The organism is Actinokineospora bangkokensis, from assembly GCF_001940455.1.
In the GTDB taxonomy this organism is placed as follows: domain Bacteria; phylum Actinomycetota; class Actinomycetes; order Mycobacteriales; family Pseudonocardiaceae; genus Actinokineospora; species Actinokineospora bangkokensis.
Genome location: NZ_MKQR01000017.1, coordinates 107,094 through 133,818 on the forward strand (window position 1 = coordinate 107,094; position 26,725 = coordinate 133,818).

Genomic DNA, 26,725 nt, shown 5'->3' on the forward strand with positions numbered 1-26,725 from the left:
CCCGAGCACCCCCACCTCAGTCGAACCCACCCACCCAAGCCAGAAACGCCCCCGGGCGGGGACGAGGGGGCGGGTGGCAGCGCTCAGCACCCCACCAGCCAAACCCACCCCGCCAAGCCGGAAACGACCCCGGGCAGGAACGAGGGGGCGAGCGACAGCGCCATGCACCCCACCCGACCACCCACCAGCCGAACCCACCCTGCCAGGTCGGGAACGATGCCGGGCGGGGACGTGGAGGCGGGCGGCAGCGCCATGCACCCCACCCAGCCACCCACCAGCCGAACCCACCCTGCCAGGTCGGGAACGATGCCGGGCGGGGACGAGGGGGCGGGTGGCGGGAGAAGATGTCACTGCGTGATCCAGGCTTCCGTCCGGTGGAAGTAGGCGCCGTCGATGGGCCGGATGGGCTTGGCGGGCACGCCGCCGTGGAGGGTGTGGCGGTCGTAGCGGCCCTCCAGGGCGGTGACGCTGCCCGCGGCCAGCACGGCGCGCTCCGCGAGGTGCGAGCCCGCCATGACCGTCGAGTTGGTGCTGACGAAGGCCTGGTGCTCCAGGACCACCGGGCGCAGGGTCTGCTTGCCGGTGGTCAGGTCGACGCTGTGGGTGAGCACGGTGCAGCGGACCCCGCCGATGGTGGCGAAGTCGGCCATCACCAGCCCGCCCGAGCAGTCCAGGTAGTGCCGGTTGGACACCACCGCGTGCTCGCCGAGGTCGGCCACGCCGTGCCGGGGGTCGGTGAGGGTGAGGGAGGGGGCGGTGGAGAACCAGTTGAGCTGGCCGACGATGGCGCCCGCGCCCACCCGCAGCGCGCGCAGCGAGCGGAAGGCGTTGCCGTGCCCGATGTGCGCGCCCGCGCCGACCCGCACGTCGCGGGTGCCGGTGAGCAGGCAGATGCCGACCCGGGCGGTGGGGTGCACGCGGTGGCCGAGCAGGGTGAGCAACCGGTTCTTGAGCGGGTGGGGTGGCAGCAGCCAGCACAGGGTCTGGAGCAGACCTCTCACGGGGGACCTCTCAGGGGTGGGGCTTGTCGGGCTTCTTGACCGCGGCGGAGTAGGCGTCGGAGAAGCGCAGCCGGGCGGTGGCCACGCCGACGCCGTGCACGAGGGTGCCCGCGGCGGCGGGGAGCAGGTCGGCGGCCGAGCGCAGGTGCCCGCGCCGGACGCCGAGGGCCTCGGTGAAGAACCGCCTGCCCGCGCCGCCGGACTTGCTGGCGTCGTGGTAGCGCAGGGCGGCGAGCGGGTGGTCGACGACGAGCTGCTCGGGGTCGGCGTCGACCAGCCGCAGCATGAGGTCGTAGTCCATGGTGTAGTGCAGGTCCTCGTCGTAGCCGCCGACCTCGTGCAGCAGCTCGCGGCGGACGAGCACGGCGCCGGAGAAGGCGTAGCAGCCGTGGGTGAACAGCCGCCGCCGGGCGAGCGCGACCGCGGGTTCGCGGCGCAGCACGCCGCCGGTGGCGCCGAGCAGCTGCCAGCCGCCGACGACGACGTCGGGCACGTGCCCGAGCCGGTCGACCTCGCGGCGCACGGCCGCCAAGGCCCCGGGCAGCAGCAGGTCGTCGGCGTTGAGCCAGCCCACGAGCTGACCGCCGGCGCGGGCCAGCGCCCGGTTGAGCGCGTCGGACTGGCCGCGGTCCTTCTCGTGCGCCACGCGCACCCGGGGGTCGTCGTCGGCGGCGGCGTCGAGCACCTCGGCGGTGCCGTCGGTGGAGCAGGAGTCCTGCACCACCAGCTCGTCGTCGGGCCCCAGCTGCTCGACGGCGCTGCCGATCGCCGCGCCCACGTGCGGCATGGCGTCGTAGGCGGGCACCAGGACGCTGACCGACCTCAGTAGACCGACTGCGGGCACGTGCTCATCACCTCCCGCACCAGCTCGCGGTAGCGCTCGCTGACCACGCCCAGGTCGAGGTTGTCGGAGGACCACTCGCGACCGGCGGTGGCCAGCCAGGCCCGCTCGGCGCTGTCGACCAGCAGCGAGCACAGCGCCTCGGTGGCCGGGCCCAGCTCGGCCGGGGTGACCGCCGCGGCGTCGCGGCGGGCGAGCTGGTCGGCCAGGTAGACGTTGTCGCTGATCAGGCACGGCACCCCGGCGCGCAGCGCCTCCGCGGTGGCCACGCTGAAGTTCTCGTTGTCGCTGAGCAGGGCGAACACGTCCGCGGCGGCCAGCAGCGCGGCCCGCCCGGCGGCGTCGACCCAGCCCGGGAAGCGGACCCGGTCCGCGCACGGCAGCGCGGCGGCCTTGGCCCGCAGCCGCTCCAGGAGCTTGGCGTCGCCGCTGCCCGCCACCACCAGCACGTCGGCGGGGCCCGCGGCGGCGGCGAACACCTCCAGCAGCAGCGGCAGGCCCTTCTTGTGGTCGATGCGCCCGCAGAACAGCACCACGCGCGCGTCCGGGTCGATCCCGAGCTGGGCGCGGGCGCGCTCGCGGTCGGGCAGCGCGGGCGGGCTCACCGGCAGCGGCAGCACCTCCCGGCGCGGCTCGGCGCCGAAGGTCTCGGCCAGCTCGGCCTCGCGGGCGGTGGTGCACAGCAGCGCCGCCGCCCCGGCCAGGGTCTCCCGCCACAGCGGGGCGAGCCTGCGCTTGGCCCCCCGGTGCTTGACCAGGTCGTAGGGGTCGAGGCTGCCGTGCGGCCAGAGCAGGTAGGGCACGCCGAAGCGGCGCGCGGTGCGCCCGCCGACCACCGAGGTCAGGTCGAACACCCCGTGCAGGACCACCAGGTCGTGCTGGGGGACGAGCCGGTGCAGGGCCTCGGTGAGCCGCCTGCCGCCGTGCAGCCTGCCCGCCACCCGGCCCGGCCGGATCAGCTCCACGTCGAAGTGCGGCATCGACGACAGCAGCGTGGTGCCCTGCTCCGGGCGGTGCAGGGTGACCAGCGAGGCGTCGTGGCCGACCTTGCGCTCGACGTCGCCGAGGGCGTGCAGCGCCGAGGCGACGCCGCCGTAGGTGTCACCGACGCTCGCGACGGTGTGCAGCACGCGCAGGCTCATGGGCGGCGCACCACCGGCACGTCGGCGGCCGCGCGCGGGGTGGGCGCGGTGTCGTGCGGCAGGGCCACCGGGTCGTCGCGCTCGGCGGCGAGGTCGGCGGCGACCATGAGCCTGGCCAGCTCCGCGCCGTGCACCTGGGCCCGCCAGCCCAGCTCGCGCTCGGCCTTGGAGGCGTCGCCGATCAGGGCGTTGACCTCGGTGGGGCGCAGGTGCCGCTCGTCGAACTCGACGTGGTCCTGCCAGTCGAGGCCGACGTGGGCGAAGGAGTGCCCCAGGAACTCGCGCACGGTGAGCGCGGTGCCGGTGGCCACGACGTAGTCGTCGGGCCGGTCGGCCTGGAGCATCCGCCACATCGCCTCGACGTACTCCGGGGCGTAGCCCCAGTCCCGCACGGCGTCGAGGTTGCCCAGGTACAGCCGCTTCTGCAGGCCCAGGGCGATGCGGGCGGCGGCGCGGGAGATCTTGCGGGTCACGAAGGTCTCGCCGCGGCGGGGGCTCTCGTGGTTGAACAGGATGCCGTTGACGGCGAAGAGCCCGTAGGCCTCCCGGTAGTTGCGCGTCATCCAGTACGCGTAGGTCTTGGCCGCGGCGTAGGGCGAGCGCGGGTGCAGCGGCGACTCCTCGTTCTGCGGCGGCGGGGTGGAGCCGAACATCTCCGAGCTGGACGCCTGGTAGAAGCGGCAGGGCACGCCGATGCGGTGGATCGTCTCCAGCAGCCGGGTGGTGCCCAGGCCGGTGCACTCCCCGGTGTTGAGCGGTTCGTCGAAACTCACCCGAACGTGGCTCTGCGCGGCGAGGTGGTACACCTCGTCGGGCACGATCTTCAGCAGCAGCGCCGCGAGCCGGGAACTGTCGGTGAGATCTCCATAGTGGAGGTTCAGCCTGGTGAGTGATTCGCGCGGGTCTTCGTACAGGTGGTTGATACGCGCTGTGGTGAACGTGCTGGCCCGGCGGACCACGCCGTGCACCTCGTAGCCCTTGGCGAGCAGCAATTCCGCGAGGTAGCTGCCATCCTGACCGGTGATGCCGGTGATCAGAGCTCGTTTCATCAGTACGGGCACCTCGCTGGGACTGGGGACCTCTGCGGTGTCGAGTCTCCCGAGTGGACTCATGGCGTCATGGTTATCGAAGCTTCCCCGTTCGTCGTGTCAGCTGCCACTCAGCGTCACTCGAAAGGATTGCGAATGCGTCCTCCGGTCCTCAACAGCGCCACCAAGGTGTATATCGCGGGGCACCGCGGGCTGGTCGGCTCGGCGCTCGTGCGCGCGCTGCGCCGCCGCGGCCTGCCCGACCCGGTGGTCGCCACCTCCGCCGAGCTCGACCTGCGCGACCGCGCCGCCACCGCGCGGTTCCTGGCCCGCGAGTCCCCGGACGTGGTCGTGCTGGCCGCGGCCAGGGTCGGCGGCATCGCGGCCAACGCCGCGCAGCCCGCGGAGTTCCTCTCCGACAACCTGCGCATCCAGCTGGCCGTGCTCGACGCCGCCAGGGCCCAGGGCGTGCCCAGGGTGCTGTTCCTGGGCTCGTCGTGCATCTACCCCAAGCTCGCCCCGCAGCCGATCCGCGAGGACGCCCTGCTGACCGGGCCGCTGGAGCCGACGAACTCCGCCTACGCCATCGCCAAGATCGCGGGCATCGAGCACGTGCGCGCCGTGCGCGCCCAGGACGGCCTGCCCTGGATCAGCGCCATGCCGACCAACCTCTACGGCCCCGGCGACAACTTCCACCCCACCGCCTCGCACGTGCTGCCCGGCCTGCTGCGCCGGTTCCACGAGGCCCGCGAGTCCGGCGCGGCGTCGGTCGTGGTCTGGGGCACCGGCACCCCGCGCCGGGAGTTCCTGCACGCCGACGACGCCGCCGAGGCGTGCCTGCACCTGCTGGAGCACTTCGACGGCCCGGACCCGGTGAACGTCGGCACCGGCACCGACGTCACCATCGCGGAGCTGGCGGGCCTGGTCGCCGAGGTCGTCGGCTTCACCGGCCGGGTCGAGTTCGACACGTCCAAGCCGGACGGCACGCCCCGCAAGGTGCTGGACGTCGGGGTGCTGCGCGGGCTGGGCTGGGCGCCGCGCACCGGGCTCCGGGAGGGCCTGGAGTCGACCTACCGCTGGTACCTGGAGTCGCTGGCGCTGCCCGAGCAGCGCGCGGTGCGCGGCCTGGAGGTGGCGCAGTGAGAGTGCTGGTCGTGGGGCTCAACTACGCCCCGGAGCACGCGGGCATCGCCCCCTACACCACCGGCATGGCCCGCGGGCTGGCCGCCGCCGGGCACGAGGTCCGGGTGCTCGCCGGGTTCCCGTACTACCCGCAGTGGAAGCGCCACCCCGACTACACCGGGCTGGCGGTGTCCGAACGCGACGGCGAGGTCGAGCTGGCGCGCCTGCGCCACTACGTGCCCTCGTCGTCGACGGGCCTGCGGCGGATGGCGCACGAGGCGTCGTTCGCCGCCCACGCCCGGCTGCGGGGGCTGCGCGCCCGCCCGGACGTGGTGGTCGGGGTGAGCCCGTCGCTGCTGTCGCTGGTGGCCGCGCGGCGGATCGCCGCCGCGGCGGGCGCGGTGTTCGGCGTGGTGGTGCAGGACGTGTACACCACCGCCGCCACCGAGGTCGCGGACGTGGGCGGGCGCACCGGCCGGGCCGTGCGCGACCTGGAGTCCCGCCTGCTGCGCGCCGCCGACGGGGTCGTGGTGGTGCACGAGCAGTTCCGCGACACGCTGGCCGACCTGGGCGTCCAACCCGAACGGGTGACGACCATCCCGAACTGGGCGCACATCACCCCACCGCGCCCGGCCGACCGCGCCAGCACCCGCGCGGACCTGGGCTGGGCCCCCGGTGACGTGATCGCCCTGCACGCGGGCAACATGGGCGCCAAGCAGCACCTGACCAACCTCGTCGCCGCGGCCCGCTTCGCCGCCGAGCGCCGCAGCCCGGTCCGCTTCGTGCTGCTCGGCGACGGCGCCCAGCGCGCGGAGGTCGAGGCCCGCGCCCGCGGCCTGGACACCCTCACCATCCTCGACCCCGTCCCGGACGAGGTCTTCCCCGACGTGCTCGCCGCCGCCGACACCCTCCTGGTCAACGAGCGCCCCGGCCTGCACAGCATGTGCGTGCCCAGCAAGCTCACGTCCTACTTCACCGCGGGCCGCCCCATCGTCGCCGCCACCGAACCCGACAGCCCCGCCGCCGCGGAACTCGCCAACTCGGGCGCCGGTGTGCGCGTGCCCCCGGGCGCTCCGCTGGTGCTGCTCGACGCCATCACCACGCTTGCGGCCGACGCCGGCCGGGCTGCCGAGCTGGCGGCTCGGGGCAGCGCTTATGCGGCGGCTCGCTTGAACTCCGCTGACGCCATTGGCGCGTACGTGAAGTGGGTGGATGCGTTGGCGGCGCCGTTGGGGGTTGCTCGGTGAGGGTGCTGCTCGCGTTGCCCTGCCTCGCCTGCGGCTTCGGGCGTTGAGTGCGGGATTTTTGTGGCGGGCTCGATGCGGTGGACCTGTTTGGGTGGGGCCCCTACGGCGATCATGAGCTGAGAGAGCGGGAAAAGCTGGGGCCAAAAGAGCCCCGCTCAACCCGGACAGGGTAGCTCATGATCGCCTTCCCCACCCAAACAGGTCCACCGCATCGAGCATATCCGTAGCCGGGCTGCCCGGTCCGTAAGTGCTTGCGTCATGGGAAAAGCCGAAAGACCAGAGCCGGGGACGGTGTGGTGCGGCGGGAAGGTGCCGCCTCCAGGAGAAGAGGGGGGCGGCGGCTACGCCGCCGCCCTGAGAAGCGGCTTGGCGGCGGCGAAGCCACGCCAAGCACATCACCCGTAATGCTTGCCTGACAGTACGAAGCAGGGTGCCCACCTGCGAATCCGGCGGCCCGGCTACGGACATGCTCGATGCGGTGGACCTGTTTGGGTGGGGTAGGCGATCATGAGCTACCCTGTCACGGGTTGAGCGGGGGTCTTTTCGCCCCAGCTTTTCCCGCTCTCCAGCTCATGATCGCCGTAGGGGCCCCACCCGAACAGGTCCACCGCATCGAGCCTGCAACACAATCCCGAATCACCCGCCGATGCCGCAGGCGAGGCGAATCAGCCTGAGGCCCTCACCCGCCCAGGATCTTCTGCTTCTCCAGCGACACCGGCTTGTCCGTGTTGATCGCCTGCGCCGCCGCCTTCAGCGCGTCGACGTCGAGGGTCAGCACCGGTGCGCCGCCCGCGGCGGAGGACTTGGACTTCACCGGGGCCAGGTAGAAGCTCACCTTGTCCTTCGGGGTCGACACCAGGTTGCGGAGCAGGGCCTGGAGGGTGTCGTTGGTGAGGGTGGCGTCGACGGTGAGGTTGCTGGTGACGGTGTTGATGACCCGCATGAGCTGGGCGGGGTCCTTGAGGACGTCGATGGTGGAGATCTTGGCGGCGATGGCGGCGAGCAGGCGCTGCTGGTTGAGCACGCGGTCGATGTCGTCGTTGCCGAGGGCGACGCGCTGGCGGACGAAGGCGACGGCGCGCTGGCCCTGGAGGGTGAGGTTGCCCGCTGCGAAGGTCTGCCTGCTCAGCGGGTCGGTGGTGGTGGTCGGGTTGACGACGGTGACGCCGCCGAGGGCGGTGGTGATGTCGGCCAGGGCGCGGAAGTCGACGACCATGACGTGGTCGACGCGGACCCCGGTCAGGCCCTCCACGGTCTGCACCACCAGCGGCACACCGCCCTGGGCCAGGGTGTTGTTGATCTTCTCGGTGCCGTGGCCGGGGACATCGACGACCGAGTCGCGGGAGATGGACAGGACCTCGGCGTGGCTGGAGTCGCCGGACTGGCGGATCAGCATGATGGTGTCGGCCTTGTCGCCGGGGACGTCGCCCGGGGAGTCGGCCTGGCCGCGGTCGCTGCCGATGAGCAGGGTGACCGCGGGGCCGGTGGCACCGGTGGCGCGCGCGGCCGGGCGCGGGCCGATGCCGTCGAGCATGGTGGCGGGCATGACCTCGATGTCGTCGGTGACCGAGGTGGTCAGCGCGTAGGCGAAGCCGGTGCCCACGACGACGAGCAGGGCGCCGAGCAGCGCGGCGAACCGCAGGGCCAACGCCCCCGGCCCCACCCCGCGCCGCCGCGGCGCCGGTGGCGCCGGGTCCGGGTCGGACCAGTCGAACCCGCCGAGCCCCACCGACCTGGCCGTGCCGTCGTTTTCGCTCATGGCTGAAGACGGTACGACCGCGAGGCCCGCTCGCCAAAGGATGTGCGGCGGTTGTCCACGATGGAGTGATGTCCCCGTCGCGGGCGGTGATGTCGGGCGAAGATGTGGTGCGGGGCGGGCGGTGGCAGCGGGCCCCGGGTGGAGGTCGGTGTGTGGTGGACGCGTTTCCGCGCGGTGCTGGCGTTCTCGGACGCGGTGGTGGTGCTGGGCGCCGCGGCCTGCGTGCCGCTGCTGGGTGGCGCGCGGGACCCGTGGCCGGTGCTGCTCGCGGCGGCCGCGGCGTGGTGGGTGGCGCTGGGCGTCGGCGGGTCCCGCGACCAGCGCTACCTGGGGGTGGGCCAGGAGGAGTACAAGCGGCTGGTGTCGGTCACCGTCCACCTGATCGGGGTGGTGGCGCTGGTGGCCCTGCTGCTGCGCACCGACGCCCCGCGCCCGTACCTGACCACCGCCGCCCCGGTGGGGGCCGCGGCGCTGCTGCTCACCCGGTGGGGGTGGCGGCAGTGGCTGCACGCCCGCCGCCGCCACGACCCCACGTGGTCGCACCGGGTGCTGCTGGTGGGCAACGGCGCCACCGTCGACCACCTGTCCCGCCAGCTCGCGAGCCGCGCCCACCTGGGCTACCACGTCGTGTGCACGTGGGAGGTGACCAGCGCGCACGAGGTCGACATCGCCGAGACGGCCAGGGCGCTGGTGCGCCTGGCGCGGCGCAACGAGGCCGACGTCATCGCCGTCACCACCTCCGACGCGCTCAGCTCCGAGCTGCTGCGCCGCCTGGGCTGGCTGCTGGAGGGCACCGGCCTGCAACTGGTGGTCGTCCCCGGCCTGCTGGCCGTGGCGGGCCCCCGCGTGCACACCAGGCCCATCGCGGGCCTGCACCTGCTCTGCATCGAGGAACCGACGTTCACCGGCGCCACCCGGGTCGCCAAGCGGGTGTTCGACGTGGCCGCGGCGGGCGCCGCCCTGGTCGCGCTCAGCCCGGCCCTGCTGGCCATCGCCCTGGCGGTGCGCACCACCTCACCCGGCCCGGTGTTCTACTCCCAGACCCGCATCGGCAAGCACGGCAGGCCCTTCCGCATGGTCAAGTTCCGCACCATGTCCACCGACGCCGACCACCGCCGCGCCGAGCTGCTGACCGCCAACGAGCTCGACGGCCCCATGTTCAAGATGCGCGACGACCCCCGCGTGACCCCCGTGGGCCGCTGGCTGCGCCGCTACTCCCTCGACGAGCTGCCCCAGCTGTTCAACGTCCTGCTCGGCCGGATGAGCCTCGTCGGCCCCCGGCCGCCGCTGCCCGACGAGGTCCGCCGCTACGCCAAGGACACCCGCCGCCGCCTGCTCGTCACCCCCGGGCTCACCGGCCTCTGGCAGATCAGCGGCCGCAGCAACCTCTCCTGGTCCGACGGCGTGGCCCTCGACCTCCAGTACGTCGAGAACTGGTCGTTCACCACCGACCTGGTGATCCTCTGGAAGACCGCCCGGGTCGTGGTGGCGGGCACCGGCGCCTACTGACCCACCCCCCACATGCCAGGACCCCCACCGCGCCGCGGTGGGGGTCCCGTTGTGCGATCGGGGGAACGCCTGCCCTCAGAGGCGGTGCGAGTGCGCCCGCACCGGCTTGATCTGCACCGTGCTGTCGTTGTCCACCCGCTGCACCTCAGCCCGCGGCTCCGGCACGTCGTCCCCCTTGTCCTTCTCCTTGCCCTTGCCCTTCGGCGGCACCGGCGCGTAGCTGTAGTACCCCGCGGTCACCCCCTGGGTCGGCGGGAGCAGGTTCAGCACGACCCCCAGCAGCCGCGCCCCGGCCGTGTCGAGCATGCGCAGCGACCGGCGCAGCTCCTCGCGCTTGACCTTGCCCGTGCCCGCCACCATCAGCGCGCCGCCCACGTGCGCGGACAGCAGCACCGCGTCGGTGACCGGCAGCAGCGGCGGCGCGTCGATGACCACCAGGTCGAACCGGGCGCGCAGGGTGTCGACCACCTCGGCCATGGTGCGGGTGCCCAGCAGCTCGCTCGGGTTCGGCGGCGTCTCCCCCGCCGTCAGCACCGACAGCTCCCCCGAACCCCACTCCTGCAACGCGTCCTCGACGTCGATCCGTCCCAGCAGGACGGTCGTGAGCCCCACGGTGTCGAACAGCCCGAGGTAGCGCGCCACCTGCGGGCGGCGCAGGTCGGCGTCCACCAGGCACACCGACAGCCCGTTGTCCACGCACGCCAGCGCCAGGTTGATCGCGGTGGTGCTCTTGCCCTCCTGCGGGATCGAGGAGGTGACCACCAGGGAGTCCAGGTGCCCCACCGCGTCGACGAACTGGAGGTTGGTGCGCAGGGTGCGGAACGCCTCGGCGCGGAACCCCTGCGACTGGCGCACCAGGGTCGGGTTGTCGCCCGCCTGCCGGTCGAACGGGATCTCGCCGAGCACCGACGCGTCGGCCAGCGCGGCCACGTCCTTCTCGCTGCGCACCCGGGTGTCCGACAGCTGCCGCAGCAGCGCCGCCGCGCCGCCCCCGAGCAGGCCGAGCAGCACCCCGATCCCGGTGTTGAGCGGCCACGAGGGCAGCACCGGCGAGGTGGGGGCCACCGCGTCGCGCACCGAGGTCACCTGCACCGGGGAGGGGTTGTCCCCCACCTTCTCCAGCACGCCGACGACGGAGACGAACGACGCGCTCACCGCGTTGGCGATGCGCGCGGCGCGCTCGGCGTCGGTGTCGCGCACGCTGATGTCCACCAGCACGGTGTCCAGCGGCACGGTGACGGTGATGCGCGCGGCGAGGTCGGTGGCGGTGGTGCCCAGCGCGAGGTCCTTGATCACCGGGTCGAGCACGCGGGGCGTGGTCACCACCTGGGTGTAGGACTTGACCCGCTGCTGGGTGAAGCTGCTGCCGGAGAACAGCTCCGTGCCCTCCGCGCTCTGCTTGGTGGAGACGAACAGCTCCGTCTGCGCCTCGTACTGCTCGGTGGTGGCGAGGGTGATCCCCACCGCCACCGCGACCCCCAGCACCAAGCCCCCGACCACCCAGCGCCAACGGGCCCGCACCGCCCGCAGGAACTCCAGCAACTCCACGTCCGCTCCCTCGTGCACACCACAGGTCGGCCTACGGTGTCACAGCGGCGGGGGGATGTCGTCCACGATCAGCCGCACGATCGGGTGAACTCGGCGTCCACCCCGGACACCGGTTCACCCGATCGTGGAAGGCCCGCGCGCCGGGCGGGTCAGGCGCGCTCGATGAGGTGGCCGACCACGTCCGGCCCCGGGTGCGCGGCGCCCGAGCCGTCGCGGCGCGGGTCCGGCTCGGGCAGCTCCACCGCCGACCCGGTGCGGCTCGACCCGACCGGCCGCGACCCCACCCAGGCCAGCGCCAGGCGCGTCTCGCCCTTGAGGAACCGGTGCGCCCGCACGCCGCCGGTGGCCCGGCCCTTGGCCGGGTACTCCGCGAACGGGGTCACCTTCACCGACTGCCCCGTGGACGTGATCACCATCGGCTCGCCGTGCTCGGGGTCCTCGGTGCGCACTGCGCCGAAGAACACCGCCTTGGCCCCCGCGGGCAGGTTCACCCCCGCCATGCCGCCGCCCTTGAGGCCCTGCGGGCGGACCAGCCCGGCCGCGTACCGCAGCAGCGACGCCTCCGAGGAGACGAACACCAGCGACTCGGCGCCGTCGACCAACCAGGTGGCGCCGATGACCTCGTCGCCGTCCTTGAGCGTGATCACCTCGAACTCGTCGGAGCGCACCGGCCACTCCGGCGCGCACACCTTGACCACGCCCTGCGCGGTGCCCAGCGCCAACCCCGGCGACCCGGCCGCCTGCTCGCCCAGCGGGGCGATGCCGATGACCCGCTCACCCGCGTCCAGCGGCACCAGCTCGCTCGCCGCCATGCCCCCGCTCAGCGACACCGTGCCCACCTGCTGCGGCAGCACCGGCAGCGGCAGCACATCGGTCTTGAATGCCCGGCCGCGGCTGGTCACCAGCAGCACCTGCCCGCGCGCGGTGGAGTGCACCACCGCCGACACCGCGTCGTGGCGCGCCCGGCCGTTGCGCCTGCGGCCCTCGGCGGCCTCCTCCGACTCCGCGGCCGTGCGGGCCACCAGGCCGGTGGCCGAGAGCACCACCTGGCACGGGTCGTCGGCCACCTCCAGCGGCCCGGCGGGCCGGGACGCGGCCAGCACCTCCTTGAGGTCGCCGTCGACCAGCGCCGTGCGCCGCTCCCCCGCCAGGTCCTTGGCCACCTTCGCCAGCTCCTGCGAGACCACCTTGCGCAGCACCGAGTCGTCGTCGAGGATCCGCGACAGCTCGGCGATCTCGCTGGTCAGCTGGTCCTGCTCGGCCTCCAGCTCCAGCTTGTCGAACTTGGTCAACCGGCGCAGCGGGGTGTCGAGGATGTAGGTCGACTGCACCTCGGACAGCCCGAACTGCGCCACCAACCCGGACTTGGCGGCCGCGGCGTTCTCGCTGCCGCGGATGAGCGCGATCACCTTGTCGATGTCGAGCAGCGCCCGCAGCAGGCCCTCCACCAGGTGCAGCCGCTCCTCGCGCTTGCGCTTGCGGTAGCGGGTGCGCCGGGTCACCACGTCGTAGCGGTGCTGCAGGAAGACCTCCAGCAGCTCCTTGAGCCCCAGCGTCCTGGGCTGGCCGTCGACCAGCACCAGGTTGTTGATGCCGAAGGACTGCTCCATCGGCGTGAGCCGGTACAGGTCGGCCAGCAGCGCCTGCGGGTTGACCCCCACCTTGCACTCGATCACCAGCCGGGTGCCGTTCTCCCGGTCGGTGAGGTCCTTGACGTCGGCGATCCCGGTCAGCCGCTTGGACTTGGTGACCTCGTCGGTGATCTTCTCGATGATCTTCTCCGAGCCCACCTGGTAGGGCAGCTCGGTCACGGTGATCGCCTGCCGCCCGCGCGAGCCCTCCAGCGGCCCGATCTCGACCTTGGCGCGCATCCGCACCACCCCGCGCCCGGTCTCGTAGGCCTTGCGCACCTCGTCCAGGCCCAGCAGCAGGCCACCGGTGGGCAGGTCCGGGCCGGGCACCAGCTCCATGAGCTTGTCCAGGGTCGCCGCCGGGTGGGTGATCAGCCACCGCGCGGCGGCCACGACCTCGCCCAGGTTGTGCGGGATCATGTTGGTCGCCATCCCGACCGCGATCCCGGACGTGCCGTTGACCAGCAGGTTCGGGAACGCCGCGGGCAGCACGGTCGGTTCCAGCAGCGAGCCGTCGTAGTTGGGCCGGAAGTCGACGGTGTCCTCACCGAGCTCCCCGACCAGCAGCATCGCCTCCTGCGACATCCTGGCCTCGGTGTAGCGGCTGGCCGCCGGGCCGTCGTCCGGGCTGCCGAAGTTGCCGTGCCCGTCGACCAGCGGGGCGTTGAGCGAGAAGTCCTGGGCCAGGCGCACCATCGCGTCGTAGATCGCGGTGTCGCCGTGCGGGTGGTACTTGCCCATGCAGTTGTGCACCACGTGGCCCTCGACGACGAAGGCGTGCTCGCTGCTGCCGACCTGGATGTCGTAGGTGGTGTCCTCGGTGACCGGGACGACCGACACCACGCGCAGCTCGCCGGTGGGGGCGGTCATCGCCCGCAGCTGCCGGTGCAGCTCCGGGTCGGTGGCCGCGCAGGCGATGGCGTCGGTGGCCAGCCCGCCCGCGGCCAGGCCCGCCAGGTAGCTGGGCCAGGCGGCCCGGTCCGACAGCACGTCCTCGGGGACCCGGCCCGCCAGCGCCTCGGCCATCGGCCGGGCCACCGGGTCGGCCGGGGTGAACGCCAGCACGTGCAGGTCGCGGCCGTCGGGGGCGGCGGCCTCGCGCTTGTCGCGGCACACCCGCACCCCGGCGCCGATCGCCCAGCCGTGCGCCCGGTCGACCGCCTCGACCTCGGGGGTGGTCAGCAGCACCCGGCCGTCGGCGTCGGCGGTGCCCAGCGCCGTCAGCAGGCCGAGCACGTGCTCCAGGCCGGAGTCCTCGGCGCGCACCGCAGGCCGCGCCGCCGCGGACACGGTGCGCCTGCCGGTGAGCGCGCGCGCCTGCACCCAGCCGTCGGGGGTCATGAACCGCTGGCCGGGGGTGGTCACCAGGGTGTGCCCGTCCGACCAGGTGACCCGCACCAGCGCCGACACCGGGTTCTCATACACCTCGACCACCGGCACCGGCTGCCCGGCGCCGTCGAGCACCAGGTCACCGACCTCCAGCGCCTCGATCGGGCGCAGGCCCGCCGGGGTGGACACCAGCGCGCCGCGCACGAAGCAGTCACCGACCACGCGGGAGGACTTCACGTAGGCGTGCGTGGGCCGGTACCCCTGCTCGTGCATCGAGTACAGGATGCGGCGGTGCACCGGCTTGAGGCCGTCGCGGGCGTCGGGCAGCGCCCGGGAGTGGATGACCGAGTAGGCGTACTCCAGGTAGGAGTCCTCGATCTCGGTCTGCACCGAGTTGTCGAAGACCTGGGCGCCCGCCCGGTCGAAGGCGGCGGGGTCGACCTTGGTGGTGGGACCCTTGCGGCGTGCCATGGCTCTGGGACTCTCTTCTCGGTGGTGCTCAGACGTCGATGGCGGACTGGTCGACCCGGCCGGAGGACTCCACCAGCCAGTTGCGGCGGGGCTCGACCTTCTCGCCCATCAACAGCTCCAGCGCGGCCTCGGCGGCCTCGGCGTCGGTCAGGGTGATCCGCCGCACCGACCGCGTCGCCGGGTTCATCGTGGTCTCCCACAGCTCGTCGGCGTCCATCTCGCCCAGGCCCTTGAACCGCGGCACCGGGGTGACCACCTGCTTGCCCGCCTTCTGCAGCTCGGCGACCACGGTCTCCATCTCCCGCTGGGTGAAGGTGAACCGGGTCTCCCCGCCCCGCCCCTTCGTCGTCACCTTGTGCAGCGGCGGCATCGCCGCGTACAGCCGCCCGTCCTCGATCACCGGCCGCATGTACTTGGCGAACAGCGTGATCAGCAGCGTCCGGATGTGCGACCCGTCCACATCGGCGTCCGCCATCAGGATCACCCGCCCGTACCGCATCGCCCCCAGGTCGAACGTGCGCCCCGTGCCCGCCCCCAGCACCTGCACGATGGAGGCGATCTCGGCGTTGCGCAGCGTGTCGGCCAGGCTCGCCTTCTGCACGTTGAGGATCTTGCCCCGCAGCGGCAGCAGCGCCTGGTACTCCGACACCCGCGCCATGCGCGCCGAGCCCAGGGCGCTGTCGCCCTCGACGAGGAAGAGCTCGCTGCGGGACAGGCCGGTGGTGCGGCAGTCGACGAGCTTGGCGGGCATGGCGGCGCCCTCGAGGGCGGTCTTGCGGCGGGCGGCGTCCTTCTGCTGCTTCTGGGTGAGCCGGACGCGGCTGGCGTCGACGACCTTCTGCAGGACGACCTTGGCCTCGGCCTTGGTCTTGCGGTCCTCGACCCAGGACCGGATGGTGCGCTCGACGACGGCGCCGATGACCTTGGTGATGCCGGTGGTGGACAGCTCGTCCTTGGTCTGGGAGGTGAACTGCGGCTCGGGGATGCGGACGTGGATGACCGCGGTCATGCCCTCCAGCACGTCGTCGAGGGTCGGCGGGTCCTCCTTGGGCTTGAGCAGGCCGCGGGTCTTGGCGATGGCGTCCTGCAGGGTGCGCAGGGCGGCGCGCTCGAAGCCCTTGCGGTGGGTGCCGCCGTGGGCGTTGCGGATGGTGTTGGTGAAGCACTCCACCGTGCGCTCGTAGCCGGTGCCCCAGCGGAAGGCCACCTCGACCTCGGCGCGGCGCTCCACCTTGGACCGCATCACGCCGTTCTCGTCGGCGGCGTTCTCGGTGTAGGTGCCCTCGCCCTGGGCGACCAGGGTGGCGGAGACGGCGCGGTCGCCCGCCGGGGACAGGAACTCCACCATCGACGGCAGGCCGTCGGGGTAGTGGAAGGACTCCTCGGAGATGGTGCCGTCGACGGCGGTGCGCAGCACGTACTCGACGCCGGGGACGAGGAAGGCGGTGTTGCGCAGCTTCTCCCGGACGGCCTCGACGTCGAGGGCGGCGCCGTTCTCGAAGTAGCGCGCGTCGTACCAGTAGCGGGTGGAGGTGCCGGTGCGCTCGCCGCGCTTCATCCTGCCGACGACGGCCAGCCCGGACTGCGGGGTGAACTTCGCCGTGGGCCCCGGGCCGTCGAACACCCCCGGCTTGCCGTGGGCGAACGACATCCGGTGCACCTTGCCCTCGCGCCGGACGGTGACGTCGTAGCGGTGGGACAGGGCGTTGACGGCGGAGGCGCCGACGCCGTGCAGGCCACCGGAGGTCTTGTACCCGGAGCCGCCGAACTTGCCGCCCGCGTGCAGCCGGGTCAGCACCAGCTCCACCCCGGAGAGCCCGGACTTGGCGTGCACCCCGGTGGGGATGCCCCGGCCGTCGTCGTCGACCTGGACGCTGCCGTCGGCGTGCAGGGTCACCACCACCCGCGAGGCGTGCCCGGCCACCCCCTCGTCGGTCGAGTTGTCGACGATCTCGGCGAACAGGTGGTTGATGCCGCGGCTGCCGGTCGACCCGATGTACATGCCGGGGCGCTTGCGGACGGCCTCCAGACCCTCCAGGTGGGTGAGGTCGTCGGCCCCGTAGAGGGTCTCAGCGGTCACCGCGCAGCACTCCCATGTCAGTCGAACAGGTGTCCCAAGGTACCGGAGCGTATCCGCACCCCCCGACGGGATGAGCGCACCGACACCCCGCGGGCCCGGCGGGCGGTGCGCCCTGGCCGGTTGCGGATCGACCGCTCCGGTCCTATGGTCTAGACCACAGAGTCACCGGCACCCCTGGTAGAGCCCGTGTCACCCCGCCGTCCCGCGGGGTGAACGCCCCTGAGGAGGAGCAGCCCATGACCATCCCCCGCAAGCTCGCCGCCCTCGCCGCCGTCCCCCTGCTGTGGCTGGCGATCCCCGCCACACCCGCCTTCGCGCACGGCTACGTCAACTCCCCCGCCAGCCGCCAGGCCAACTGCGCCCGCGGCGTGGTCACCGGCTGCGGGGAGATCCAGTGGGAACCGCAGAGCGTCGAGGGCCCCAAGGGCCTGCGCCGCTGCGACGGCGGCAACACCCGGTTCGCCCAGCTCAGCGACGAGACCCGGAACTGGCCGACCACCTCGGTGGGCCAGACGGTGGCCTTCACCTGGACCCTCACCGCCCGCCACGCCACCAGCAGCTGGCAGTACTACCTCGGCAGCGAACTGCTCGCCCAGGTCAACGACGGCGGCGCCCAGCCCGGCGCCACCGTCACCCACCAGGTCAGCATGCGCGGCCACACCGGCAGGCAGAAGGTCCTCGCCATCTGGAACATCGCCGACACCCCGAACGCCTTCTACGCCTGCATCGACCTGCAGGTCAGGTAGTCGCGCGCACGTCACCGCCCCCTGAGCGGACCGGGCTCGGGGGGCGGTGGCCCGCCCGGGGTCAGCGGGTGGCGACCAACTGGTCGAAGGTGGGGAAGTGGTGGGCGATGGAGTCCTCGCGGAACGAGGCCACCCAGCCGTCGTCGTCGTGGAAGAAGCGGATGGAGACGTAGTCGGGGCGGGTGCCCATGTCGAACCAGTGGGTGGTGTCGGCGGGGACGCTGAGCAGGTCGCCCGCTTCGCAGAGGACGGCGTGGACCCGGCCCTGGAGGTGCAGGTAGAACACGCCGGAGCCGCGGGCGAAGAAGCGGTCCTCGTCGTCGTCGTGGGTGTGCTCGGAGAGGAACTTGGCGCGGGCCGCGGCGGCCTGCCCGGGGTCGGCGCCGGGGGCCATGGTGACGGCGTCGACGAAGGTGTAGCCCTCGCGGTCGGTGACCTCGGCGACCCGGTCGGCGTAGGCGGCGAGGACCTGGTCGGAGGTGGGGTCGGCGGGCAGGTCCACGACGTCCCAGCGGGCGAAGCGCACGCCCAGCGGGGTGAGCGCGGCGGTGATCTCGCCGTGGTCGGTGGTGCGCAGCAGGGTGGTGGTCGGGTCGTCCTCCGGCCACACCGCCAGCAGGGTCATCTCAGGCTCCTCCCTCGACCGCGTTGGTGAACCGCAGCAGCCACTCCAGGCACTCCAGCCGGTGCCGGGCGTGCACCAGGTCGTCCCCCCACACGTACACCCCGTGGCGGGCGACCACCAGGGCCGGTGTGGCCGGGTCGTAGCCCGCCTCGAACGCGTCGCCGAGCACGCGCATGTCCTGGCTGTTGGGCACCACCGGCACCACCACCCGGGAGTCGGCGGGGCGGCCGAAGCCCTTGAGCATCTCCAGGTCCTGCAGCACGATGCCGCCGGGGTTGCGCTCGGCGGCGATCACCGGGGCCAGGGCGTGCACGTGCACGACCGCGCCCGCCCCGCTGACCCGCGCGACCCTGGCGTGCAGGCCCGCCTCGGCCGAGGGCGCCAGCGGCTGCCCCCGCACCGGCGCGCCGTGGAAGTCGACCTCGACGACGTCGGAGGGCTCCAGCATGCCCTTGTCCAGGCCGCTGGCGGTGACCGCCAGGCGCAGCGGGTCGCGGCCGAGCACGACCGACAGGTTGCCCGAGGTGCCGCGCATCCAGCCCATCGCGGCGTAGCGGGCGGACTCGGCGGCCAGCAGCCCGCCCGCCTCGTCGAGCCTCACCGGCGGGCCTCGATCCGCACCTCGTCGAACGAGCCGATCACCAGGTGGTCGCCGAAGTCGGCGTCGGCGTAGGGCTCCCCCGCGCGGGCGAGGCCGACGGTCTGCCACCCGGCCTCGGCGGCGGCGTCGAGCTCGGCGGGCACGTCGGAGCAGAACACGACCGCGCCCGGCTCGGGCTCGCCCAGCCCCGCGCGGATGGCGTCGTAGGAGGGCCGCTCGCGCTTGGGGCCCGCGTTGACGGTGTCGAAGTGGTGCTCGAAGAGCCCGGTGAGGTCGCCGTGGTCGGTGGCGGAGAACGACGCGACCTGCCCGGTGACCGAGCCGGAGGAGAACACGGCCAGCCGCAGCCCGCCCTCGACCCACGCGCGCAGGGTGGGGACCACGTCGGGGAAGTAGGTCGAGACCAGCTCGCCGGAGGCGTAGCCGCGCTGCCAGATCTCGCCCTGGAGGTCCTTGAGCGGGGCGGCCTTGCGGTCCTCGTCCATCCAGCCGTGCAGCACCGCGACCACCGCGTCGGTGCCCGCGTCATCGGGCAGCCCGGCCTCGGCCTTGACCCGCGCCACCGCCGAGCGCACCAGCTCCGACCCGGGGTGGGCGTCGATCCAGGGGCCCAGCCGCGGTCTGGCGAACTCGTAGAGCCCCACGTGCACCGCGCTGGTGGCCATCAGCGTGCCCTCGATGTCGAGGACGACCCAATCAGCGCGCAGGACCTGAGCCACGTTCTGCCCCTCGGTGGTAGTCGGCGAGTGCGCCCGGTGCGAAGGCGCCCCGGTCGGTGACGACCGTGCGGACGAACCGCGGCGGTGTCACGTCGAAGGCAGGGTAGTGGCCGCGCACCCGGTGGCTGGCGGTGCGCACGCCGAGGGTGTGCAGCACCTCGTCGCCGTCGCGGTGCTCGATGGGCACGTCGGCGGCGGTGGGCGCGGCCGGGTCGGGGGCCTGCACCTGGGCGTGGAACGGCACGCCGAAGGCGTGCGCGGCGACCGCGAGCCCGAGCGTGCCGACCTTGTTGACCACGTGCCCGTCCATGGTGACCCGGTCGGCGGCGGTGAGCAGGGCGGTGACCTCGCCGGAGGCCAGCACCGCGGCGCCCATGCCGTCGGTGATCAGGGTGGTGTCCACGCCCATCTCGCCCAGGGTCTCGGCGGTGAGCCGGGCGCCCTGGAGGTAGGGGCGGGTCTCGGTGCAGACGAACGAGATGTCGTGGCCGAGCCTGCGCACCGCGTTCACCGTCTCGATGAGGTAGGCGTCGGCCCAGCAGTGGGTGAGGACGCGGGCGCCGTCGGGCAGCAGGGCGGCGCTGTGCTCGCCCAGGGCCCGGCTGCGGGCGTGGTACCGGTCGGCGCCGAGCTTCGCGCCGCGCTCCGCGGCGGTGACGAGGTCGGCGTCCCCCGCGTCGACCTCGTCGAGCACGGCCCGCACGGCCTTGCCCAGGTGGTTGTTGGTGGCGCGGCTGGCGATGAGCAGGTCGCCCGCCTCGGCCAGCCGCTGCCGGGCGTCGGGGGTGCCCGCGACCTCGCGGGCGGCGAGCACCATGCCGTAGAGGGCGGCGAAGTAGGGGCCGGAGGACTGGGTCACCATGTCCGTGATGGCCTGGGCCACCTCCCTGGCGGTGCCGCAGCGCACCCAGTGCCGCTCGAACGGGAAGCGGCGGCGGTCGAGCACCAGCACGCAGTCCTCGGTCAACCGCACGCTGTCGGCGAGCGAGGGCTGCATCAGCTGTACCCGCTGGGCGCGGGCACGGCACCGGTGAGCAGGTGGCGCCCGACCTCGGCGGCCTTGTACACCGCCGGGTCGTGCAGGGTGAGCGTGCGGGCGTTGCGCCAGAACCGGTCCATGCCGTGCCGGGCGGCGGTGGCGCGGGCGCCGGTCAGCTCGAAGACCCGGTTGGCGACCTCCACCGACAGCTCGGAGCTGACGACCTTGGCCGCGGACACCCGCACGCTCAGCTCGCCGCGGCGCTCCCAGGACAGCGCCGGGTCGGCCGCGGCGTCGTCGAAGGCGCGGGCGGCCTGGTCGACCAGCAGCTCGGCGGCGTCGAGGCGGGCGCTGAGGGTGCCGTAGGCGGCCAGGGTGTGCGGGTCGTCGACGGCGTGCTCGACGCCGGAGGTGGGCCAGGCGCGGGTCTGCTCGCGGGTGTAGCGGGCGGCGGTGGCCAGCGCGCCGCGGCCGGTGGCCACCAGCACGCGGCTGAGGATGAGCTGGAAGCCCAGGGCGGGCAGGGACAGCCGGGGGGCGCTGGGGTCTTCGTCGTCGGGCTGGGCGCCCAGGACGGCCTCGGCGCGCGCGCCGGTGAACTCGACGCCGCCGCTGGCGGACATGCGCTGGCCCAGGTTGTCCCAGTCGCCCAGGTAGCGGATGCCGGGGGCGCGCGCGTCGACGGCCACGGTGAGCTTGCGGCCCGCGGGGGTGACGCCGCTGACGACGAGGCGGTCGGCGGCGCTGGCCCCGGTGGCGAAGAACTTGCGGCCGGTGATGGTGAACCCGTCCTCGGACAGCGCCAGCGCGTCGTCGCGGGGGTTGGCGACCCCGGCCCAGAGCCAGCCCTGCGCGGCGGTGGCCTTGGCCAGGGAGGCGGCCGTCTCCGGCACGTCGAACTGCCAGAGCCGCCACAGGTGCAGGTAGTGGTAGCCGAGCACGTGCCCCACGGAGGCGTCCGCGGCGGCGACCTCGGCCAGGACCGCGTGCGCGGTGGGCCAGCCCTCGCCGTGCCCGCCGAGGTCGGCCGGGACGGTCAGGGCCAGCAGCCCCGCCTCGCGCAGCAGCGCGACCTCCGCGACCGGGTCCCCGCCGACCCGCTCCCGCTGCACGGCGTCCTCGCTCAGGCGCGCGGCCACCTCCCGCGCCACCGACACCCACTGCTCCATCGACCGCTCCCGGGACCCGCTGGTGCACACCGGACCGGCAGTATGCCCAATCGGGTGAGGTGTGCGTACCCCTCACCGGAATGTGGGACGGCGCTCACCGGACCGGTCAGAATTTGCGGGGCCACACCGCCCGGCGCACGGCCTCGTAGAACCGGTCGGTGGCGTTCCAGATCTGCGACAGGTACGCGTCGAGCTGGTCGGGGTCGGCGGTGGGGTCGGGGTCGGGCAGCCTGCCGGTGGAGACCCACGAGACCGAGGACACCCGCTTCTGCACCTCCCGCCACCAGCCGGTGACCTCCTTGCGCACGCTGTCCTCGGCCTTGCGCGCCGAGTCCACCTTGCGGCCCGCCTCGAAGATCTCCCCGCCGAGGGCGGCGGCGCGCGCGGCGCTCTCCTCGCGGAACTCGCTCGCGGCGGTGTGGGCGAGGCCGAGCAGGGCCTTGTAGCGGCCCACCGGGTCGTGGCGGACCGGGTCCTGGGCGGCGGTCACGGCACCTCCAGGGCGGTCGTGGTGTCGAACGGGATGAGGACGTCCGGGCGGCTGTGGGTGGTGCGGTCGAAGAACACCGCCCGGTGCGGCCGCGGCGACCAGTCGACGACCTGGCCCGCGGCGAGGGTGTTGAGCTCGGTGCCCTGGACGTCGAGGGCCACCCAGCCGCCGATGTCGTCCATGCCGCCGAAGCCCAGGGTCTCCTTGAACCGGCCCATGCCGCGCCACCAGCCGAAGGTGTGGGCGTTGGTGCTGGGGCCGTTCTTGAGCAGCAGGCGCAGCTTGTCCAGGCCGCTCTTGTCCAGCGGGGACTCCTTGGCCTCCAGGTAGTGCGCGGCGCCGTCGGCGGCGTAGAAGAAGATGAACCTGCGCTGGGCGGACTCCGCGCTGACCTGCTCGATGTCGGCGGCGAGCTTGGGCATGTCGTCGGCGCTGCGCACGTGCACCTCGTGGCCCTGGTGGCGCAGCCGGGCCGCGAGGCCGTCGACGCGCTCGGTGAGCGCGGGCACCGGGTTCCACAGGTGGAACAGGCAGTCCTGGGGGCTGTGCAGGGCGCCGAGGGAGAGCGCCGCGCTCTCCAGCACCGACAGCGCGTCGGCCTGGGCGGTGCCGATGACGGCGAGGTTGCGGCCCGGCACCGGCTCCAGCCGGAAGGTGCCGGAGCGGTCCTCCACCTCGATGATCTGGCCCAGCACGGCCCCGCGCGGGCGCAGGTAGTCCGCCGCGGTGGCCAGTTCGGGCTGGTGGGCGCCGTCGAACAGCCGGGGCTGGGCGGAGGGCAGCAGCGACCACAGGGTGCGCTGGAGCTCGTCGAAGGTGCCGCGGCTGGAGGCGTCGGGGACGTGGGCGACCTCGTTGCCGTGCGCCACGCCGGACTCGTGGTTGACCACGGCGTGCCAGCGCGGCAGGGCGATCGCGGCGCCGTTCTCCTGGGCCAGCACCCGCTTGGCCTTGGGCATGGCGATGCGCAGGGTGCACTGGTCGTAGACCGCGGGCTTGCCCCAGAACGCCTCGATGCCCGCGATGTCCTGGCTGGCCAGCACCAGGTGGATGCCCTGCGAGCGGCCGCGGCGGGCGACGTCCTCCAGCAGCGCGGCGGCCTGCTGGGTGATCTGGTCGCGGCCGCTGAACAACGCCTGGAACTCGTCGATCACCGCGACGATGCGCGGCCAGTGGCCCTGCGGGTCGGCCTCGCGCAGCTCGGCGAGCTTGGTGACCTCGTGCCGCTTGGCCGCCGCGGCGCGGGCGGCCATCTCCTGCGCGAGGAAGCGCAGCAGCGCCAAGCCGAACTCGCGGTCGGTGTTGACGTTCACCCCGACCAGCCTGGCCTGCGGCAGCCAGCTGGGGTCCTTGCGGCCGGGGGTCAGGCCCGCGAACGACACGCCCTCCTTGAAGTCGAGCAGGTACAGCTCCAGCTCGGCCGGGGAGTAGCGGGCGGCCAGGCCCGCGAGCATGGCGTAGAGGAAGTTCGTCTTGCCCGACCCGCTGGGGCCCGCGACCAGGGCGTGCGGGGTGGCGTCGCCGAGCACGACCTCGACCGGCTCGCCCTCGTGGAAGCCGACGGGGGTGCGCAGCTCGTGCACCGAGCTCTCCGCGGCCAGGGTGTCGGGCACCAGGTCGGCGAACTCGCGCGGGCGACCGCGGCGCACCAGCACGTCGGCGGCGATGGTGGTGGCGGCCAGGTTCACCTGCGCGGGCGGGGCGGGCGGGTCGGCGCGGACGACGACCCCGGGCCCGGTCATGCTGCACGTGGCGGTGTCGGGGCCGGTGAAGGTGACGGTCTCGATCGGGCCCTCGGCGGTGACCGGCATGTCGACCAGCACCAGGTGCACCCCGGCCTCCGGCCCGGTGCGGGCGATCCGGTTCAGCTCCCGGTACTGCTCGTCGGGCAGCCGGTCGCCGTTGCCGAACAGCACCGCGACCCGCCAGGGCTCCAGCCGCCTGCCCGCGGCGGCGCTGGCCGCCGCGACCGGCTGCCCGGTGCGCAGCGAGTGCGCGTGCACCCGGCGGATGTGGCCCGCGAGCTGGGCGAGCAGGTCGTCGAGGCGGGTGGGGTCGTGCACCACCATCAGCCCGGCGGAGGTCAGCGGGTGCAGGGCGGGCAGCGGGCCGGTGAGGTGGCCGACGTCCCACAGGTGCAGCCGCACCAGGCCGGGGGCGAACGCGCTGACCAACCGCACCACCAGCGACTCGACCAGCGCGTCGACCGCGGGCCTGCTGCCGGGGGCGGTGGCCACGCGCAGGTGCCCGGTGCCCAGCAGCGGCACGGCGAGCGGGAAGGCGTCGCCGGGGGCGGAGTGCTCGACCAGGCCGGTGCCGATCCGCCAGAGCCGGGGGGTGGTGGCGCCGGGGTCGGTGCCCGCCGGGCCCAGCCAGGTCTGCCACGGCTCACCCGCGGCGCCGGGGGCCTCGGCGGCCACGAGCCGGTGCACCTCGACCAGGCCCTCCGCCTGCCAGCGGGCGTACCTGGCGTCGCGGTCGGCGGTGATCGCGTCCCACACCTCGCGCAGCGCCGGGTCGGTGTCCAGGCGCTCGCGCACCCCGGGGTCCGCCTCCGCCCTGGCCAGGCCGAGCGAGCGGACCTCCTTCTCGAACTCCAGCTGCGCGCGCCGGGTCTGCGCCCGCTCCCGCGCGCCCTCGGCGGCGCCGAGCGCGCGGGCGAGCAGCTCCCGCAGCCCGGTCAACGCGTCCTCGGCGCGCCGCTTGCGCTCGCCCTTGGCCATCTCGCCCACCCTCGTCCGGCCCCGAGCAGGGGCTGTCCCGCCCGGGTCCTACAACCGCGTGGCGTAGTCGTCGATCGTCTCCCGGGCCAGCGCGACGAGTTCCGCCGCCCTGGTCAGCTCGGCCAGCGCCAGGTCCAGCTCGGCCGGGTGGAAGTCGTCGCCCTCGCGGCGCACCGCGAGCAGCCCGGCGCGCGCCTGCTCCAGCGGGAGCGCGGCGCCGCCGGTCAGCAGGGCCTGGGCGCCGGTGAGGGTGGCCGACGCCGCGCGCAGGGCCTCGGCCAGCTGCCAGACGCTCACAGCCGGGCCGCGTACCCCTCGGCGGAGGCGATGCCCGACTGGATCGTGGTCTGCACCCCCTGCAGGGTCTGCAGCGCCTCGGCCAGCAACCCCTGCGACTGCGAGACCTCCACCTGGGTGCTGCCCTGGGTGGCGTTCAGCAGCGCGGAGCGGGCCTCGTCGAGCTGCAGCGAGGCCTGCGTGATCGCGGCGATGCTCGACTGCGCCTTCTCGGTGGCCTGCAGGATCGCGGCCCGGATCTCCTCAACACCCGCCATGGGTGGACAATTTAGTGCCGAAGATCAGCCCCGGCCGAACCGGGTACTCGATCGGAGCAAGCGGCGGCATCGCCCGGCCCCGCCCGCTCCCCCGTCCGGCCCCGCCGCCCCACCCCCGTCCCCACCCCCGTCCGCGCCCGCCCCGGGCCGCCGGCGGGAATCCGGTGGAAGTGGGCAGTTCCGCCACTCCCCGGTGCGCTCGGCGCGCCCCTAGCGTCATCGGCACCGGACAGGGAGGAACCCCGTGCTCATCCAGATCGTGCTCATCGACGCCTTCGACCCGCTCGACGCCCTCGCCCCCTACGAGGCCTTCCTCGCGGCGGGCTTCGACGCGCGCCTCGTCGCCGCGGACGGCCCCCGCGAGGTCACCTCCGGCGTCGGCGGCTTGGCGCTGCCCACCACCCGGCTCGACCCCCGGGCACCGGGCGCGGTGCTCGTGCCGGGGGCGGCCGCCGACGATGTCGAGCGGGTCGTGCCGCTGCTGGCCGACGCGGCCGCCGCGCTGGCCGGACCGCTCGGCCGCGCCCTGGCCGCGCCCGGGGTGGACGTGCTCACCGTGTGCGGCGGCTCGCTGGTGCTGGCGATGGCCGGGTTGATCGGCGGGCGGCGGGCGGTCACCCACCGGCAGGGCCTCGACGCGCTCGCCGCCCAGGGCGTCGAGGTGGTGCGCGCCCGGGTCGTCGACGACGGCGACCTGGTCAGCGCGGGCGGGGTGACCTCGGGGGTCGACCTGGCCCTGCACTACGTGCAGCGGACCGCGGGCGCGGGCGCCGCGCTCGCGCTGGAGGACCTGCTGGAGCACGAGCGCCGCGGCGTCGTCTGGACCGCGGCCTAGGGCCTGTCCTCGCGCCCGTCCTAGATCCGCAGCTGCTGGTCGGCCAGGGCCAGGACGACCGTCTGGTCGACGTCCAGGTGGGTGCTGTCGATCCACCGGCCCTGGTCGGCGATCTCCTCGCGCAGCACGGCGTCGAGGAACGACCAGTCCACCGGCAGCCGCTTGTCCCGGCCCGCCAGCCGCGCCGCCACCTCCTCGGGCTCGGGTGCCAGCACCACCAGGCGCACCGGCAGCCCGTGCAGCTGCTCGCGGTAGTAGTCCAGGTGCGCCGCCCGCACGACCACGTCGTCGATCACCGGCACCACCCCAGCGGCGTGGAAGCTGCGCGCGAGCAGCGCCGCCCCGCGCGCCCGCAGGAACAGCTGCCGGTCGGCCTCCGGCTCGGGGCTCGGCCCCGGGTCGGCCCGGCCCGCCACCAGCATCTCCTGCAGCAGGTCGACCTCGACGTGCGCCGCCAGCGGGAACCGCCGCGCCAGCTCCCGCGCCACCGTCGACTTCCCGCTGCCCGGCACCCCCACCACCAGGTACACCGCGGGCGCCGGGCGCCCGTCGACCTCCGTGAACCCGAACACCGCC

Annotated in this window: 23 protein-coding genes; 5 read left to right on the forward strand and 18 right to left on the reverse strand. The window is 73.9% G+C overall.

All coding sequences use genetic code 11. The annotated features are described in order from the left end of the window. Positions 1–347: 347 nt before the first annotated feature. Genes BJP25_RS17365 through gmd form a run of 4 tightly spaced genes read right to left on the reverse strand, consistent with a single transcriptional unit; the run spans position 348 to position 4,033 of the window. Positions 348–1,001 carry an acyltransferase gene (locus tag BJP25_RS17365; RefSeq protein WP_075975998.1) on the reverse strand — a complete coding sequence of 218 codons (654 nt, stop codon included), beginning with the start codon at positions 999–1,001 and terminating at the stop codon, positions 348–350. A gap of 10 nt (positions 1,002–1,011) precedes the next feature. Then, positions 1,012–1,845, reverse strand: coding sequence for a glycosyltransferase (locus BJP25_RS17370; RefSeq protein ID WP_143219151.1), 834 nt, complete (start codon positions 1,843–1,845; stop codon positions 1,012–1,014). Beyond that, positions 1,824–2,984, reverse strand: a complete 1,161-nt coding sequence (locus BJP25_RS17375) for a glycosyltransferase (RefSeq protein ID WP_075976000.1) — start codon at positions 2,982–2,984, stop codon at positions 1,824–1,826. Before BJP25_RS17375 ends, BJP25_RS17370 begins: the two co-directional genes overlap by 22 nt. Then, complete coding sequence (gene gmd, locus BJP25_RS17380; RefSeq protein ID WP_075976001.1) at positions 2,981–4,033, reverse strand: GDP-mannose 4,6-dehydratase; 1,053 nt, start codon at positions 4,031–4,033, stop codon at positions 2,981–2,983. Before gmd ends, BJP25_RS17375 begins: the two co-directional genes overlap by 4 nt. A gap of 135 nt (positions 4,034–4,168) precedes the next feature. On the opposite strand from gmd, the gene BJP25_RS17385 reads away from it, so the two are divergent. Continuing rightward, on the forward strand, positions 4,169–5,155 hold the full coding sequence (locus BJP25_RS17385; protein ID WP_075976002.1) for a GDP-L-fucose synthase family protein: 987 nt from the start codon (positions 4,169–4,171) through the stop codon (positions 5,153–5,155). Then, a complete protein-coding gene (locus tag BJP25_RS17390; protein ID WP_075976003.1) occupies positions 5,152–6,381 on the forward strand; it encodes a WcaI family glycosyltransferase in 1,230 nt (409 codons plus the stop codon). Before BJP25_RS17385 ends, BJP25_RS17390 begins: the two co-directional genes overlap by 4 nt. 679 nt (positions 6,382–7,060) lie before the next feature. Here BJP25_RS17390 and BJP25_RS17395 read toward each other — a convergent pair. Beyond that, positions 7,061–8,140 carry an LCP family protein gene (locus BJP25_RS17395; protein ID WP_075976004.1) on the reverse strand — a complete coding sequence of 360 codons (1,080 nt, stop codon included), beginning with the start codon at positions 8,138–8,140 and terminating at the stop codon, positions 7,061–7,063. A 150-nt stretch (positions 8,141–8,290) separates the two neighbouring features. Between BJP25_RS17395 and BJP25_RS17400 the strand changes: the two genes are divergently transcribed. Next, a complete protein-coding gene (locus tag BJP25_RS17400; RefSeq protein WP_158075673.1) occupies positions 8,291–9,649 on the forward strand; it encodes a sugar transferase in 1,359 nt (452 codons plus the stop codon). 75 nt (positions 9,650–9,724) lie between these two features. Here the strand turns inward: BJP25_RS17400 and BJP25_RS17405 are convergent, their stop codons facing one another. The 3 genes from BJP25_RS17405 to BJP25_RS17415 all read right to left on the reverse strand — a co-directional run bounded on the left by BJP25_RS17405 (position 9,725) and on the right by BJP25_RS17415 (position 16,708). Beyond that, positions 9,725–11,197 (reverse strand): polysaccharide biosynthesis tyrosine autokinase, encoded by a 1,473-nt coding sequence (locus BJP25_RS17405; protein ID WP_075976006.1) that lies wholly within the window; start codon positions 11,195–11,197, stop codon positions 9,725–9,727. Positions 11,198–11,346: 149 nt separating this feature from the next. Next, positions 11,347–14,628: a DNA topoisomerase (ATP-hydrolyzing) gene (locus BJP25_RS17410; RefSeq protein ID WP_075976007.1), complete on the reverse strand. Its 3,282-nt coding sequence runs from the start codon at positions 14,626–14,628 to the stop codon at positions 11,347–11,349. Between the two features lie 28 nt (positions 14,629–14,656). Further along, a complete protein-coding gene (locus BJP25_RS17415; protein WP_075976008.1) occupies positions 14,657–16,708 on the reverse strand; it encodes a DNA gyrase/topoisomerase IV subunit B in 2,052 nt (683 codons plus the stop codon). 236 nt (positions 16,709–16,944) lie between these two features. Here BJP25_RS17415 and BJP25_RS17420 point away from each other — a divergent pair, with 236 nt between their 5' ends. Continuing rightward, entirely contained in the window at positions 16,945–17,454 is a 510-nt protein-coding gene (locus BJP25_RS17420) for a lytic polysaccharide monooxygenase auxiliary activity family 9 protein (RefSeq protein ID WP_075976009.1), read from the forward strand. Between the two features lie 61 nt (positions 17,455–17,515). Here the strand turns inward: BJP25_RS17420 and BJP25_RS17425 are convergent, their stop codons facing one another. The 9 genes from BJP25_RS17425 to BJP25_RS17465 form a co-directional block, all read right to left on the reverse strand. Beyond that, on the reverse strand, positions 17,516–18,079 hold the full coding sequence (locus BJP25_RS17425) for a 1,2-dihydroxy-3-keto-5-methylthiopentene dioxygenase (RefSeq protein WP_075976010.1): 564 nt from the start codon (positions 18,077–18,079) through the stop codon (positions 17,516–17,518). Position 18,080: 1 nt separating this feature from the next. Further along, positions 18,081–18,680 carry a methylthioribulose 1-phosphate dehydratase gene (gene mtnB / locus BJP25_RS17430; RefSeq protein ID WP_075976011.1) on the reverse strand — a complete coding sequence of 200 codons (600 nt, stop codon included), beginning with the start codon at positions 18,678–18,680 and terminating at the stop codon, positions 18,081–18,083. Beyond that, positions 18,677–19,399, reverse strand: a complete 723-nt coding sequence (gene mtnC, locus BJP25_RS17435) for an acireductone synthase (protein WP_075976012.1) — start codon at positions 19,397–19,399, stop codon at positions 18,677–18,679. Before mtnC ends, mtnB begins: the two co-directional genes overlap by 4 nt. Next, a complete protein-coding gene (locus BJP25_RS17440; RefSeq protein ID WP_075976013.1) occupies positions 19,377–20,396 on the reverse strand; it encodes a s-methyl-5-thioribose-1-phosphate isomerase in 1,020 nt (339 codons plus the stop codon). Before BJP25_RS17440 ends, mtnC begins: the two co-directional genes overlap by 23 nt. After that, positions 20,396–21,547 (reverse strand): acyl-CoA dehydrogenase family protein, encoded by a 1,152-nt coding sequence (locus BJP25_RS17445; RefSeq protein ID WP_075976014.1) that lies wholly within the window; start codon positions 21,545–21,547, stop codon positions 20,396–20,398. The genes BJP25_RS17440 and BJP25_RS17445 overlap by 1 nt, the downstream gene beginning before the upstream one ends. Before the next feature lie 106 nt (positions 21,548–21,653). Continuing rightward, positions 21,654–22,037, reverse strand: coding sequence for a hypothetical protein (locus BJP25_RS17450; protein ID WP_075976015.1), 384 nt, complete (start codon positions 22,035–22,037; stop codon positions 21,654–21,656). Further along, on the reverse strand, positions 22,034–24,760 hold the full coding sequence (locus BJP25_RS17455) for an FtsK/SpoIIIE domain-containing protein (RefSeq protein WP_075976016.1): 2,727 nt from the start codon (positions 24,758–24,760) through the stop codon (positions 22,034–22,036). The genes BJP25_RS17450 and BJP25_RS17455 overlap by 4 nt, the downstream gene beginning before the upstream one ends. Before the next feature lie 48 nt (positions 24,761–24,808). Further along, positions 24,809–25,057, reverse strand: a complete 249-nt coding sequence (locus tag BJP25_RS17460; protein WP_075976017.1) for a hypothetical protein — start codon at positions 25,055–25,057, stop codon at positions 24,809–24,811. Further along, positions 25,054–25,314, reverse strand: a complete 261-nt coding sequence (locus BJP25_RS17465; RefSeq protein WP_075976018.1) for a hypothetical protein — start codon at positions 25,312–25,314, stop codon at positions 25,054–25,056. The genes BJP25_RS17460 and BJP25_RS17465 overlap by 4 nt, the downstream gene beginning before the upstream one ends. A gap of 244 nt (positions 25,315–25,558) precedes the next feature. On the opposite strand from BJP25_RS17465, the gene BJP25_RS17470 reads away from it, so the two are divergent. Continuing rightward, on the forward strand, positions 25,559–26,149 hold the full coding sequence (locus BJP25_RS17470) for a DJ-1/PfpI family protein (RefSeq protein WP_075976019.1): 591 nt from the start codon (positions 25,559–25,561) through the stop codon (positions 26,147–26,149). A 20-nt stretch (positions 26,150–26,169) separates the two neighbouring features. Here the strand turns inward: BJP25_RS17470 and BJP25_RS17475 are convergent, their stop codons facing one another. Next, positions 26,170–26,721 (reverse strand): AAA family ATPase, encoded by a 552-nt coding sequence (locus BJP25_RS17475; protein WP_075976188.1) that lies wholly within the window; start codon positions 26,719–26,721, stop codon positions 26,170–26,172. Between the last annotated feature and the right edge of the window lie 4 nt (positions 26,722–26,725).

Excerpts from the sequence above, each read along its gene's own strand:
- BJP25_RS17385 (WP_075976002.1), top strand. The coding sequence starts at position 4,169 with ATGCGTCCTCCGGTCCTCAACAGCGCCACCAAGGTGTATATCGCGGGG.
- BJP25_RS17440 (WP_075976013.1), bottom strand. The coding sequence starts at position 20,396 with ATGCAGCCCTCGCTCGCCGACAGCGTGCGGTTGACCGAGGACTGCGTG.
- BJP25_RS17420 (WP_075976009.1), top strand. The coding sequence starts at position 16,945 with ATGACCATCCCCCGCAAGCTCGCCGCCCTCGCCGCCGTCCCCCTGCTG.
- BJP25_RS17465 (WP_075976018.1), bottom strand. The coding sequence starts at position 25,314 with ATGGCGGGTGTTGAGGAGATCCGGGCCGCGATCCTGCAGGCCACCGAG.
- BJP25_RS17425 (WP_075976010.1), bottom strand. The coding sequence starts at position 18,079 with ATGACCCTGCTGGCGGTGTGGCCGGAGGACGACCCGACCACCACCCTG.
- BJP25_RS17375 (WP_075976000.1), bottom strand. The coding sequence starts at position 2,984 with ATGAGCCTGCGCGTGCTGCACACCGTCGCGAGCGTCGGTGACACCTAC.
- gmd (WP_075976001.1), bottom strand. The coding sequence starts at position 4,033 with ATGAAACGAGCTCTGATCACCGGCATCACCGGTCAGGATGGCAGCTAC.
- BJP25_RS17445 (WP_075976014.1), bottom strand. The coding sequence starts at position 21,547 with ATGGAGCAGTGGGTGTCGGTGGCGCGGGAGGTGGCCGCGCGCCTGAGC.
- BJP25_RS17395 (WP_075976004.1), bottom strand. The coding sequence starts at position 8,140 with ATGAGCGAAAACGACGGCACGGCCAGGTCGGTGGGGCTCGGCGGGTTC.
- BJP25_RS17455 (WP_075976016.1), bottom strand. The coding sequence starts at position 24,760 with ATGGCCAAGGGCGAGCGCAAGCGGCGCGCCGAGGACGCGTTGACCGGG.
- BJP25_RS17410 (WP_075976007.1), bottom strand. The coding sequence starts at position 14,628 with ATGGCACGCCGCAAGGGTCCCACCACCAAGGTCGACCCCGCCGCCTTC.